The following is a 12,359-nucleotide window of genomic DNA, read 5'->3' as shown; positions in this document are numbered from 1 at the left end:
TTATCGTGCTGGGCGAGTTATAAGAACGGCCGATGACGTCTGCATCAGACATAGGCGGCGCCTATGTCGCCTCCTCTCTCGAATGCGCGAAACATGTCCGTTCTGCCGACCCTGCGTCAGCTCCAGTATCTGAAACTTCTGGCCGAGCACGGCTCCTTCAGCCGCGCGGCCGAGGCCGCTCACGTCAGCCAGCCCGCCCTGTCGTCCGGGGTGCAGGAGCTGGAACGGGTGCTGGGCGCCGCCGTGGTCGAACGGACGCGCGGGGCGGTGATCCTGACGGCCGTCGGCGCCGAGGCGGTGCGGCGGGCCGAGGATGTTCTGGCCCGCGCCGAGGATCTGGTCGAGGCCGCCCAGAACGCGGGCAAGCCCCTGTCGGGCCGGTTCCGCCTGGGCATCATTCCCACGGTGGCCCCGTTCCTGCTGCCTCAGGCCCTGCCGGGCGTGCGGGATCTCTATCCCGGCCTGCGGCTGTTCCTGCGCGAGGATCTGACGCCGCGCCTGATCGCCGGGCTGAAAGCGGGTCAGCTGGACGCCGCCGTCATCGCCCTGCCCTATGACGCGCCGGGCATCGATCACGCCCGCATCGGCGACGATGAGATCCTAGCGGCGGCGCCGGCCGGTCACGCCCTGGCGGGGTCCGGGCCGATCCCCGAAGGGGCTCTGAAGGCTGAGGACCTGATCCTGCTCGAAGATGGCCACTGCCTGCGCGACCAGGCCCTGGCCGCAGTCAAGATCGACGCGCCGCGCGGCGAGGACGTCTTCGCCGCCACCACCCTGCCGACTCTGGTGCAGATGGTCTCCTCGGGCCTTGGGGTCAGCTTCCTGCCGCAGATGGCGGTGCGGGCGGGTCTGGCCGATCATCCCGGGGTGGTGGTGCGGCCTATTTCCGAAGACGCCCCGCGCCGCGAGATCGTCGTCGCCTGGCGGGCGGGATCTAGTCGCGCCGCCGAGGCGCGCCTGCTGGCCGAGGCGTTGAAGCTGGACTGAGCGAGCCGGATCAGCCGAATAGGCGGCTGTCCCACCAGACCGGAGTCTCCAGCCCCGGCTTGATGCGGGCGAAGTCGGGATGGGCGGTGTTGAAGACGAAGTTGCGCTCCATCCGCGCCACGACCGAGGGCGTGATCAACAGGGCCGAGCGGCCTTCCGCGTGCCAGACGCGGCCGAAGGCGCGGGCCGCCGCCCCGCCCGGCTCGGCCCAGCCGGGAATCAGGTCCGGGTTGACGACCTCGTAGGAGACGCCCGCCGGAATGTGGATCTCCACATGGTGCTGGCCCAGCGGCAGCTCGCCGCCGAAGTGGACCAGCTTCTCCAGCATGGCGGTGGAATAGTGTTCGGCGGCGTAGATCACCCTCTGACCCGCCTCGTGCCACCGGCCCGAGGCCCGGCGCGAGCCGCCGTCGCTCCAGATCGGGTGCTCCCCGCGCGGATCGCCGATGCGGAATCCCTTGAGCGCGTCGTCCAGCCGACGGTGCATGCCGGACCTAGACCGCGAAGCCGGCGTCGGCGCGGCGCACCAGATTGATCACCGCCTCGGCTCCCGCTGAACTGGATTGGGCCATGGCCAGCGGCGTGCGGCCGTTCAGCAGCTGGTGCGGGCGGTTCAGGAAGCGGACCACGGCGGCGCTGTCGCCGCGATAGGCGCGGCCTACGGCGTCGACCACGCGGCCGACCTCGTACAGACGCTCGCTCATCTCGCGCGACAGGGGCTTGCGGCTGGTGCGGGCGCGCCGCAGCGTGGCCTCCGGAATGATCTGGCCGACCACTCGCGGCATGCCGATGACCTGGCCCAGGGCGGCGGCGGCGGCGGGCTTCAGCCCCTGGGACACGCGTTCAGCCAGGGCCACGTCGTCCAGCGCCTCATTGTCGTTCAGGCCCAGCAGCTTGCCGATCCGCGCCGCGTCGCTGGCGGGCAGGGTCTCGGGCGAGGCGTAGAGGTCGAGGGCGGTCATGGCGGCGGCTTTCGTCATATGACGACAATATGGGCGTCAAACGGTGAGGCGGCAAGAGCTTCGCTTCTCCTGCTCATCCTGGCGTCCAAGAAAAAAGGCCGGCGGATCGCTCCGCCGGCCTTCATTCTGGTTGGTCTAACGCGCTTTCGCGCTGCTTGAGACCCTCCTACTTCTCGTCGCCGCGCGCCAGGTTGCGCAGGACGTAGGGCATGACGCCGCCGGCCTTGAAGTAGTCCAGCTCGGTCTGGTTATCGATGCGGCAGCGGACCGGGAAGCGGGCCATCTTGCCGTCCGACGGACGGAACAGCTCGACCCACAGGTCCTGACGCGGCTTCAGCTTGCCGATGTTGGCGTCGGTCAGGCCGCGGATGGTGACGATCTCCTCGCCCGTCAGGCCCAGCTTCTGCCAGCCGTCTTCCTTGAACTGCAGCGGGACGACGCCCATGCCGACCAGGTTCGAGCGGTGGATGCGCTCATAGCTCTCGGCGATGACGGCGCGCACGCCCAGCAGGCGGGTGCCCTTGGCCGCCCAGTCGCGCGACGAGCCGGTGCCGTATTCCTTGCCGGCGAAGACGACCAGCGGACGGCCTTCCGACTGGTAACGCATGGCCGCGTCGTAGATCGACATCGTCTCTTCCGAGGGGAAGTGTTTGGTGACGCCGCCCTCGATGTCGGGGGTGATGCGGTTGCGGATGCGGATGTTGGCGAAGGTGCCGCGCATCATGACTTCGTGGTTGCCGCGGCGGGCGCCGTAGCTGTTGAAGTCCAGGGCGTCGACGCCGTGGTTGGTCAGGTACTGACCGGCGGGCGAGGCCTTCTTGATCGAACCGGCCGGGCTGATGTGGTCGGTGGTGATCGAGTCGCCGAAGATGCCCAGGATGCGCGCCTCGACGATGTCCGTGACCGGAGCGGGCTCCATGGTCAGGCCCTCGAAGTAGGGCGGGTTCTGGACGTAGGTCGAGGTGTCTTCCCACTCATAGGTCTGACCGCCGGTGACGGCGATCGCCTGCCAGTGCTCGTCGCCCTTGAAGACGTCGGCGTAGCGCTTGGCGAACATCTTGGGCGTGACCGACTTCTTCTGGATGGCGGCGATCTCCTGCGAGGTCGGCCACACGTCCTTCAGGAAGACGTCATTGCCCTTCTTGTCCTGGCCGATCGGCTCCTTGGTGATGTCGATGCGCATCGAACCGGCCAGGGCGTAGGCGACCACCAGCGGCGGCGAGGCCAGGTAGTTGGCCTGGACGTCGGGGTTCACGCGCCCTTCGAAGTTGCGGTTGCCCGACAGGACCGAGGCGGCGACGATTCCGTTGTCGTTGATCGACTTGGAGACCGCCGGGTCCAGCGGGCCCGAGTTGCCGATGCAGGTGGTGCAGCCGTAGCCGACCAGGTTGAAGCCCAGGGCGTCCAGGTCCTTCTGCAGACCGGCGTCGGTCAGATAGTCGGTGACGACCTGCGAACCGGGGGCCAGGGAGGTCTTGACCCACGGCTTGGGCTTCAGGCCGAGGGCGTGGGCCTTGCGCGCCACCAGGCCGGCGGCGATCAGCACGCTCGGGTTGGAGGTGTTGGTGCACGAGGTGATGGCGGCGATGACGACGTCGCCGTCGCCCAGGTCGAATTTCTCACCCTCGACGGCGACGCGGGCGGCGTCGGTCGGGCGCGAGAAGACGTCGGCCAGGGCGGTCTCGAAGGCCGGGGCGGCGGTGGTCAGTTCGACGCGGTCCTGCGGGCGCTTGGGACCGGCCAGCGACGGCACGACCGTCGAGATGTCCAGCTCCAGAACGTCGGTGAAGATCGGATCTTCCGAGGTCTCGTCGATCCACAGGCCCTGCGCCTTGGCGTAGGCTTCGACCAGGGCGACGCGCGGCTTTTCACGGCCGGTGGCGGTCAGATAGTCGATGGTGGCCTGAGACACCGGGAAGAAGCCGCAGGTGGCGCCGTATTCCGGGGCCATGTTGGCGATGGTGGCCTGGTCCTCGATGGTCATGCCGGCGATGGCGGGACCGAAGAATTCCACGAACTTGCCGACCACGCCCTTCTTGCGCAGCATCTGGGTGACGGTCAGCACCAGGTCGGTGGCCGTCGCGCCTTCCGGCAGCTTGCCGGTCAGCTTGAAGCCGATGACTTCGGGGATCAGCATCGGGATCGGCTGGCCCAGCATGGCGGCCTCGGCCTCGATGCCGCCGACGCCCCAGCCCAGAACGGCCAGGCCGTTGATCATGGTGGTGTGGGAATCGGTGCCGACCACGGTGTCCGGATAGGCGACGGTCTTCTTGCCTTCCTCGGCGGTCCAGACGGTCTGGGCCAGGTTTTCGAGGTTCACCTGGTGGCAGATGCCGGTGCCGGGCGGTACGACGCGGAAGTTGTTGAAGGCCGACGAGCCCCAGCGCAGGAAGTTGTAGCGCTCGATGTTGCGCTCATACTCGCGCTCGACGTTCTGGCCGAAGGCCTGGGCGTTGCCGAAGTGGTCGACCATGACCGAGTGGTCGATGACCAGGTCGACCGGGACCAGCGGGTTGATCTTCTTGGCGTCGGCGCCGAGCTTGTCCATCGCGTCGCGCATGGCGGCCAGGTCGACGACGGCCGGAACGCCGGTGAAGTCCTGCATCAGCACGCGGGCCGGACGGAAGGCGATTTCGTGCTCGACGGCGCCCTTGTTCTCGATCCAGGCGGCGACGGCCTTCAGGTCGTCCTCGGTGACGGAGACGCCGTCTTCGTTGCGCAGCAGGTTCTCGAGCAGCACCTTCATCGAGCGCGGCAGGCGGGAAATCCCGGCCAGACCGGCTTCCTCGGCGGCGGGAAGGCTGTAATAGGCGTATTTCTTGCGCCCGACCGCGAGGTCCTGGCGGGTCTTGAGGCTGTCAATCGACGGCATGGAGAAGAGTCCTCTGACAAACGCCGCCCGACAATTCGGTTGCGCCTTCGCGCGCTGGACGTCGGGGCGCACAGGTCCCCGGCGCGCGCGGCGAAAGCCTGCTGCGGCGCTTGCGCATATAGTCCCGCGCGCGAGGGCCGTCCATGTATCCACACCCGTGACGTGGACATTGAGAGAGACTCGCAAGTGCTGACCCGGCTCGACATCGAGGGCCTGACCCTGTCGCGTGGAGAGCGGCGTCTGTTCGCTGGCCTGTCCTTCGCCCTGGCGGCGGGCGAGGCGGCGGCCCTGACAGGGGCCAACGGGGCGGGCAAGACCAGCCTGCTGCGCGCCGTGGGGGGCTTCATCCGGCCGGACGCCGGGGCGGTGGTTTTTCACGACGCGACCGGCATGACCGAGGCGGAGACGGCGCGCCGCTCGGCGCTGCATCTGCTGGGCCATCACGAGGGTTTGAAGCCGCAGCGCACCGCGCGACAGGAGCTAGGCTTTCAGATCGAGTGGCTGGGCGGTTCGACCGTCGCCCTCGATGCGGCGGTCGCCCGTTTGAAACTTTCGCCCCTGCTCGACTTGGAGACGCGCAAGCTGTCGGCGGGGCAGAGGCGGCGTCTGTCGCTGGCGCGTCTGGTCGCGGCCCCGCGCGCCCTGTGGCTGCTGGACGAACCGCTGGCGCCGCTCGACGAGGCCTGGCGCAGCGTCGCCGCCGAGCTGATGGCCGAGCATCTGGCGGGCGGCGGCATGATCCTGGCGGCGGTGCATGACCCCCTGCCCGTCCCGGCGCGGTCGCTGGATCTGGGAGGCGTTCGGTGAAGGCTGTCCGCGCCCTGTTCGCGCGCGAGCTGTCGCTGGCCTGGGGCGGCGGCGGCGGGCCGTTGCTGGCTTGCGGCTTCCTGTTGTGCCTGACGGCCATCCTGCCGCTGGCGGCGGGCGGCGATCCGCGGGTCCTGGCTCCTGCGGCCTCGGGGGCCAGCTGGATGGCGCTGGCGCTCGCCTCCCTGCTGTCGCTGGAGCGGATGCTCGAGCGGGATCTGGAGGACGGGGCGCTGGATCTGCTGGCGACCGGTCCCCTGCCGCTGGAGGCGGTGGTCGGGATCAAGGCCCTGGCCCAATGGCTGGCGACGGGGCTGCCCCTGGCGCTGGCCGCCCCGCTTGCGGCCCTGGCCCTGGGTCAGCCGCCGGAACTGATCGGCCTGACGGGCGCCTCGGCGGCGCTGGGCGGACTGGGCTTCGCCTTCACCGGCGCGCTGGGCGCGGCCCTGGCGCTCGGCGCGCGGCGCGGCGGCCTGCTGATCGCCGTGGTGGTGCTGCCGCTGTTCATACCGCCGGTGGTGTTCGGCGCCGGCGCCCTGACCCGCGCCGCCAACGGTCAGAGCCCGGCCTCAGCGCTGGCCCTGCTGGGCGCCTATGTCCTGTTCGCCCTGGTGATCGCGCCCATAGCCGGGGCGGCGGCGGTTCGGAACGCGCAGGGTTAGCGCCCCTTCAGCGTCACATAAAGCGCCCCGTCGCCGCCGTGGCGGCGGTGGGCGGGGGCGAAGCCCGAGACGACGCCGCGCAGGTGCGGCCCGGTCAGCCATTCATGCACCGAGGCGCGGATGATCCCGCCGCCGCGTCGGCCCTGGCCGGTGATGACCAGAACCGAGCGCAGGCCGCGCATCTGGCAGCCGATCAGGAAGCCGCGCAGCTGGTCTTCGGCTTCGAAGCGACCGAAGCCGTGCAGGTCGATGCGCGCTTCGATCGGATCGCGCTCGCGCGACAGGCGGCGCTGGCGGCGCGGCTCCAATTCTTCCGGCGCGGAGCGAGGACGGGGCGCGACGGTCTTTGGCGAGAGCTGGGGCGATGCGGCGACGCGCCCGGCCGAGGCGGGGGTCAGGGCCGTCGCGCGCTTCTTGCCCGCCGCGCCGCGTTGAGGCGGCGCCGTGAGAGCGAGCGCCTCATCGGCTTCGGGCAGAACGGCGCCGGGCGTCACGCGGGCGGCCTTGCGATGGGCGGGCGGCGTCACCGTGGCGGTCACCCTGCCCCAGATGCGCCTATCGTCATCGGTTGTCGCGGATGCGGCTTTCGGCCCCTTTCCGGAAGGGGGACGGGCCACGCTCAGTCCTCGTCGTCGAAGGCGGCCGACGGGCCGGGCTCATGGGCCAGCAGATCGCCGGGCTGGCAGTCCAGCTCGCGACACAGGGCGTCCAGGGTGGTGAAGCGCACGGCGCGCGCCTTGCCCGTCTTGAGGATGGACAGGTTGGCGACGGTCACGCCGACGCGGTCGGCGAGTTCCGTCAGCGACATGCGGCGCTGGGCGAGGATGCGGTCGAGCTGGACGCGGATGGCCATGGGTTGAGCTTTAGCGTTTCTCGTTCAGATCGTCAGTTCGGATTCGCGGCGAAGGCGCGCGCCTTCGCGGAAGACCTCGGCCAGGACGAAGACGACCAGGACGGAAAAGACGGGGGTGAGCAGGTCGCTGATCCCCTGCGGCTCCATGACGCCCGGCGCCAGACGCGAGGCGACCAGCCCCTGCACCACCCAGACGCCCCCGGTCACGACGGCCAGGATCAGGCCCACATGGCGCAGGCGGCGCACATTGTCGGGCTGGAACGGATCGCCAAGGGTCAAGGTGCGGAAGATCTTGCGCAGATGGCGCAGGATGATCAGGAAGCCGCCGAAATAGGCGGTCAGGGCGCCCAGGGCGAACAGCAGCAGCGGACGCGTCAGAGGCATCTCGCGGCCGTCGGCGCCGTCCGAGACGGTCACGTTCAGATTGTCGATCGGGATGAAGATGGAGGCGACCCACAGAAGGAGCAGCAGGCCGGTGACGAGGATCATCACCACATAGGCGGCGTCCAGCGCGATCTTCAGCAGGCTGGCGACGGAGCCGGGACCGATGGTTCTCAGGTTCGGCGTCCGCAGGGAGGAGGCGCGAAGCGGGGTCTGGGCGGGCAGCCGGTTCGGTTTCCGCAAGCGCGTCATCGGGCGTCTCAGGCCGGGAAGGGAGGCGCCGTCGCCGCGGCGGGTCCGGCCGACCCGCGCGCGGCTCTATTCTTTGCGGCGTTCATGGCGATCGTCAAAGTCCCCCTCCGATCCCGCAGGATCAGAAACCCTGGATGATCAGGGCGATCGCCGCGACCGGCAGGGCGGCCAGCAGGAAGGCGTTGCCCAGGCTGTGGGCCAGACGGTCCATAAGGTTGGTCTTTCGCATGGCTTGCATATCAGTCTCTCCGTCAATGCACGTTTTTTGTGCATATTTGTTGTGCCGCTGGGTCATTGTTGCGAGATGTTTCTCTCGCTTGAACGGTGCGGCCTCCGTTCTTGAGAATGAAGATAGGTCATGCCCTACAGAAAGCCAACTTACATATCGTTTAACGATGTTACCATTTCGCAATGGATCCGACGGGAGTAAGGTCGCGTCATGAATCTCAAGCTGATCAAGGGGATGCGGCTCGTCGCCGCCACCCACAATCCGGGCAAGGCGCGCGAGATCGAAGCGCTGCTGGATGGACATTACCGGATCGTCACGGCGGGAGAGCTGAATCTGCCCGAGCCGGAGGAAACGGAGAGCACCTTCGCCGGCAACGCCATGCTCAAGGCGCGCCATGCGGCCCAGGTTTCGGGAGAGGTCGCCCTGGCCGACGATTCCGGTCTGTCGGCAGCTGCGCTGGACGGGGCGCCGGGGATCTATTCCGCGCGCTGGGCGGGACCGGACAAGGATTTCGCCCTGGCCATGAAGAAGGTCGAGGAGCGGCTGGAGGAAACCGGTTCGCGCGATCGGTCGGCCTGGTTCACCTCGGCCCTGGCGGTGGCCTGGCCGGACGGTCCCTGCGTGGTGGTCGAGGGTCGGGTGGACGGCCAGCTGGTCTTCCCGCCGCGCGGCGACGGCGGTCATGGTTACGATCCCGTCTTCCAGCCCGAGGGCTCGGACAAGACATTCGCCGAGATGGACGCCGCCGAAAAGGACGCCGTCAGCCATCGCGGCCGGGCCTTCGACAAACTCAAGGCGGCGCTGATGGATTGATCGTGGTCCTTCTCCCCTTGTGGGAGAAGGCGGCTGCCGAAGGCAGACGGATGAGGGGGCTGTCGGCTCCAGATTCTACGAAGGCCCCCATGCTCAACCCGCCCCCTCATCCGAGCGGCTCCGCCGCCCACCTTCTCCCCCGAGGGGAGAAGGGCGCCGTCGCCCTCTATGTCCACTGGCCCTATTGCGCGCGCATCTGCCCCTATTGCGACTTCAACGTCGTGCGGGACCGAGGCCGGGTCGAGGAACAGGCCGGGCTGGCGCGGGCGATCCTGAACGACCTGGAGGCCCAGGCGGCCCTGGTCGGGCCGCGCGCCCTGGCCTCCATCTTCTTCGGCGGCGGCACGCCCTCCCTGATGCCGCCCGAGGCCGTGGCGGCGGTGGTCGAGCGCGCGCGCGCCCTGTTCCCGCCGACGGGCGATATCGAGATCAGTCTGGAGGCCAATCCGACCGACGCCGAGGCCGGGCGCTACGCCGCCCTGGCGCAGGCCGGGATCAACCGCCTGTCCATGGGGGTGCAGTCGTTCGACGACGCGGCGCTCGAATTCCTCGGCCGCGATCATTCGGCCGCCGAGGCGCGTCGCGCCATCGGCCTGGCGGGCCGCGTCTTTCCGCGCCTGTCGATCGACCTGATCTACGCCCGGCCGGGTCAGAGCGTCGCCGACTGGACCGCGGAACTGGCGACAGCGCTTGATCTGGGGTTCGAGCACGTCTCCCCCTATCAGCTGACGATAGAGGGGACGACGGCGTTCGGTCGGGCCGTGGCGCGCGGGGCCTGGTCACCGCCCGACGAGGACCTGGCCGCTGAACTCTATGAAGCGACGCAGGCGACGCTCGAGGCGGCCGGGTTCGAGGCCTATGAAGTGTCCAACCACGCCCAGGACGTCGCCGCGCGCTCCAGCCACAATCTGCATGTCTGGCGCGGCGGGGATTACCTCGGCCTCGGCCCCGGCGCCCACGGGCGGATGACCCTGGCCGAGGGTCGGGTCGCCACCGTCGCCCAGCGCCGCATCGGGGATTATGTGCAGGGCGTCGCCGCCGGATCGCCTTGGGCCGAGCGCGAGGTTTTCGACCCGCGCGACGCTGACGAGGAGCGCGTTCTTCTGGGCTTGCGCACCGTAGAGGGCGTGTCCCTGACCCTGCTGCAGCGGTTGGGCCTGTCGGCGGGCGAGGGGCGGCTGGCCGATTTGCTGGCGGACGGCTTCGTCAGTCTGAAGAACGACCGCATCGCCGCCACGGTGACGGGGCGACCGCTGCTGGACGCCGTGCTCAAGACCCTGCTGACCTAGACCGCGCCGCGCCGGACTGGCAGGGTCCGGCCGATGTCAGACGCTCCGCTTTTTCCGCCGACCGCCCCGCCCGCGCGCCCCGTTTCGCCGGGCCTCTATCTGGTGGCGACGCCGATCGGAAATCTGCGCGACATGACGTTGAGGGCGCTGGACGTGCTGGCGGCGGCCGATCTGGTGCTGGCCGAGGACACGCGGGTGACGGCCAAGCTGCTGACCGCCTATGGGCTGAAGGCCAGGCTTGAGCGCTGCGACGACCACGCCTCGGCCCGCGCGGCCGAGATCGCGCTCGAGCGGCTGAAGGCGGGCGAGGTGGTGGCCCTGGTGTCCGACGCGGGCACGCCCCTGGTGTCCGATCCCGGCTATGTGGTGGCGCGCGCGGCGGCAGCCGAGGGCCTGCCGATCCATCCTGTGCCCGGCCCGTCCAGCCTGCTGGCGGCCTTGTGCATCGCCGGCCTGCCCGCCGACCGGGTGCTGTTCGCGGGCTTCCTGCCGCCCAAGTCGGCGGCGCGCCGCACGGCGCTGGAGGAATTGCGGCCCGGTCGCCAGACCCTGGTCTTCTTCGAGAGCGGGCCGCGCCTGAGGGACAGCCTGACCGATATGGCGCAGGTGCTGGGGCCGCGCCCCGCCGCCGTCGCCCGCGAACTGACCAAGCTCTATGAGGAATGCGTGCGGGGTGATCTGGCTGAACTCGCCGCCGACCCGCGTCTGGAGGCGCCCAAGGGCGAAATCGTGGTGGTAGTCGGCCCCGGCGAGGCCGAGACGGCCAGCGCCGCCGACGCCGACGCCGCCCTGTCCGAGGCTCTGACCCGCCTGCCGCCCGGCGAGGCGGCGGCCGAGGTGTCCAAGGCGCTGAACCTGCCCAGGAAGCCGCTTTACAAGCGCGCGCTGGAGCTGAAGGGCCGGTGAGCCCGGCCCTGCGGCCGCATCCGCCGCCGAGGAAGCCCAAGGCCGGCTGGCGCCGACAGCTGGGCGGACGGTCGCATCGCCAGGGGCATGACGCCGAATGGATCGCGGCCCTGTGGCTGATGCTCAAGGGCTATCAGGTGCTGGCCTTCCGCCTGAGAGGTCGGGGCGGCGAGATCGACATCCTGGCGCGGCGCGGGCGCGTTCTGGCCGCTGTTGAGGTCAAGCGCCGTGCGACGCTCGAGGCCGCGACGCTGGCCCTGGGGGCGGATCAGCACCAGCGCCTGATCCGCGCGGCCGAGGCGGCGGCGCGCGGACGGCCGGCCCTGGCGGGTCTGGACCTGAGAATCGACATGGTGGCGCTGGCCCCCGGACGCTTTCCGCGTCATCTTCGCGGCGTGATCTCCACGGGAGCGGACCGGTCTTGACGCGCGAGGAAGCAGAAGCGGTGCTGGCGCAGGCGGGACAGGGGCCGGACGAGGCCTTTCCCCTGCTGGATTGCGCCATCGCCTGCGCCATCCACGACTATCCGTTCCGCGACGCCGACGGGGTGCGCATTCTGGCCGATCACGCCGCCCAACGGCTCAAGGAGCGCGCGGCCAATGAAAGCCCCGACGATGCCCTGACCGAGGCCCTGGCCGGCGACCTGCGGTTGAACGGCGACCTGCTGAACTACGACCATCCGGCCAACACCGACGTCATCGACGTGGCCGAACGGCGGCGCGGCCTGTCGGCGGTTCTGGTTATCTTCTATCTGGATGCGGCGCGGCGAGCCGGGCTGACGGCGGCGCCGGTCGATTTTCCGGGCCACGTCCTGCTGCGGGTCGAGACGCCCGAGGGGCCGGTGGCGCTGGACCCGTTCAGCCAAGGGCGGCTGGTCCTGCCGTCGGAGCTGACGCGCCGAGCCCTGCTGGCGGGGCTCACGCCGCACGTGGCCGACCGGCTCGACCTGTTGATGGCGCCGGTCAGCGAGCGCCAGACCTTGATCCGCCTGCAGAACATCCTGTTCACTCGCGCTCTTCAGGCCCGCGACTACGAAGGGGCCGAACGTTCGGCCCTGCGCCGCGCCCTGCTGGACCCCGAGGATCACCGCCCGTGGCTGGACGTGGCCGCCGCCCGCGAGAAGCAGGGCGCCCTGACCGGCGCCATGCAGGCCCTGTCGCGCGCCCGCACCCTGGGCGAGCCGATCGCCGCCTGCGACGCCCGCCTGGACCGGGTGCGGATGCGGTTGAACTGAAGCGCGGCCTTGCGGCGGGCAGGTCCGAGCCTCAAGTAGGCACTAACGGCGTTTCGACGTTCAAGCAGCGCGCGCCTGCGGGCGAACGTCAGCGCCACTAAAACCAGCTCAA

Annotated in this window: 14 protein-coding genes; 8 read left to right on the top strand and 6 right to left on the bottom strand. The window is 69.8% G+C overall.

The annotated features are described in order from the left end of the window. The first annotated feature begins 93 nt into the window (after window positions 1–93). Entirely contained in the window at window positions 94–987 is an 894-nt protein-coding gene (locus AC52GN_RS15320) for a hydrogen peroxide-inducible genes activator (protein WP_269296483.1), read from the top strand. 10 nt (window positions 988–997) lie between these two features. On the opposite strand, the gene AC52GN_RS15315 is transcribed toward AC52GN_RS15320, so the two are convergent. From AC52GN_RS15315 to acnA, 3 genes are all read right to left on the bottom strand, one after another. Continuing rightward, the gene (locus AC52GN_RS15315; protein WP_496527643.1) at window positions 998–1,474 is read right to left on the bottom strand and encodes an RES family NAD+ phosphorylase; all 477 of its coding nucleotides are present in this window, start codon (window positions 1,472–1,474) and stop codon (window positions 998–1,000) included. A gap of 7 nt (window positions 1,475–1,481) precedes the next feature. Continuing rightward, window positions 1,482–1,949 carry an antitoxin Xre/MbcA/ParS toxin-binding domain-containing protein gene (locus tag AC52GN_RS15310; RefSeq protein ID WP_291780527.1) on the bottom strand — a complete coding sequence of 156 codons (468 nt, stop codon included), beginning with the start codon at window positions 1,947–1,949 and terminating at the stop codon, window positions 1,482–1,484. A gap of 166 nt (window positions 1,950–2,115) precedes the next feature. Then, on the bottom strand, window positions 2,116–4,821 hold the full coding sequence (gene acnA, locus AC52GN_RS15305; RefSeq protein WP_496527642.1) for an aconitate hydratase AcnA: 2,706 nt from the start codon (window positions 4,819–4,821) through the stop codon (window positions 2,116–2,118). Between the two features lie 186 nt (window positions 4,822–5,007). On the opposite strand from acnA, the gene ccmA reads away from it, so the two are divergent. Both ccmA and ccmB read left to right on the top strand, forming a co-directional pair. Next, window positions 5,008–5,628 (top strand): heme ABC exporter ATP-binding protein CcmA, encoded by a 621-nt coding sequence (gene ccmA / locus AC52GN_RS15300; RefSeq protein WP_496527641.1) that lies wholly within the window; start codon window positions 5,008–5,010, stop codon window positions 5,626–5,628. After that, window positions 5,625–6,290, top strand: coding sequence for a heme exporter protein CcmB (gene ccmB / locus AC52GN_RS15295; protein WP_496527640.1), 666 nt, complete (start codon window positions 5,625–5,627; stop codon window positions 6,288–6,290). The genes ccmA and ccmB overlap by 4 nt, the downstream gene beginning before the upstream one ends. Here the strand turns inward: ccmB and AC52GN_RS15290 are convergent. The 3 genes from AC52GN_RS15290 to AC52GN_RS15280 form a co-directional block, all read right to left on the bottom strand. Beyond that, window positions 6,287–6,829 carry a Smr/MutS family protein gene (locus tag AC52GN_RS15290; protein ID WP_496527639.1) on the bottom strand — a complete coding sequence of 181 codons (543 nt, stop codon included), beginning with the start codon at window positions 6,827–6,829 and terminating at the stop codon, window positions 6,287–6,289. The two genes, ccmB and AC52GN_RS15290, sit on opposite strands and share 4 nt — an antisense overlap. An 80-nt stretch (window positions 6,830–6,909) precedes the next feature. Then, window positions 6,910–7,143: a helix-turn-helix domain-containing protein gene (locus tag AC52GN_RS15285; protein ID WP_291780541.1), complete on the bottom strand. Its 234-nt coding sequence runs from the start codon at window positions 7,141–7,143 to the stop codon at window positions 6,910–6,912. A 24-nt stretch (window positions 7,144–7,167) separates the two neighbouring features. Further along, window positions 7,168–7,776: a DUF2975 domain-containing protein gene (locus AC52GN_RS15280; RefSeq protein ID WP_291780543.1), complete on the bottom strand. Its 609-nt coding sequence runs from the start codon at window positions 7,774–7,776 to the stop codon at window positions 7,168–7,170. Between the two features lie 439 nt (window positions 7,777–8,215). On the opposite strand from AC52GN_RS15280, the gene rdgB reads away from it, so the two are divergent. From rdgB to AC52GN_RS15255, 5 genes are all read left to right on the top strand, one after another. Next, window positions 8,216–8,818 carry an RdgB/HAM1 family non-canonical purine NTP pyrophosphatase gene (gene rdgB, locus AC52GN_RS15275; protein WP_312219960.1) on the top strand — a complete coding sequence of 201 codons (603 nt, stop codon included), beginning with the start codon at window positions 8,216–8,218 and terminating at the stop codon, window positions 8,816–8,818. A gap of 89 nt (window positions 8,819–8,907) precedes the next feature. Further along, window positions 8,908–10,107, top strand: a complete 1,200-nt coding sequence (gene hemW / locus AC52GN_RS15270; protein WP_496527638.1) for a radical SAM family heme chaperone HemW — start codon at window positions 8,908–8,910, stop codon at window positions 10,105–10,107. 33 nt (window positions 10,108–10,140) lie between these two features. After that, window positions 10,141–11,013 carry a 16S rRNA (cytidine(1402)-2'-O)-methyltransferase gene (gene rsmI / locus AC52GN_RS15265; protein ID WP_496527637.1) on the top strand — a complete coding sequence of 291 codons (873 nt, stop codon included), beginning with the start codon at window positions 10,141–10,143 and terminating at the stop codon, window positions 11,011–11,013. Further along, a complete protein-coding gene (locus AC52GN_RS15260) occupies window positions 11,010–11,438 on the top strand; it encodes a YraN family protein (RefSeq protein ID WP_496527636.1) in 429 nt (142 codons plus the stop codon). The genes rsmI and AC52GN_RS15260 overlap by 4 nt, the downstream gene beginning before the upstream one ends. After that, window positions 11,435–12,247: a SirB1 family protein gene (locus tag AC52GN_RS15255; protein WP_338577455.1), complete on the top strand. Its 813-nt coding sequence runs from the start codon at window positions 11,435–11,437 to the stop codon at window positions 12,245–12,247. The genes AC52GN_RS15260 and AC52GN_RS15255 overlap by 4 nt, the downstream gene beginning before the upstream one ends. Window positions 12,248–12,359 lie beyond the last annotated feature (112 nt).

Source organism: Brevundimonas sp. SS2672 (assembly GCF_059579685.1).
The sequence above is the reverse complement of the archived record's forward strand: the minus strand, read 5'-3'. Positions and strand labels throughout refer to the sequence as shown.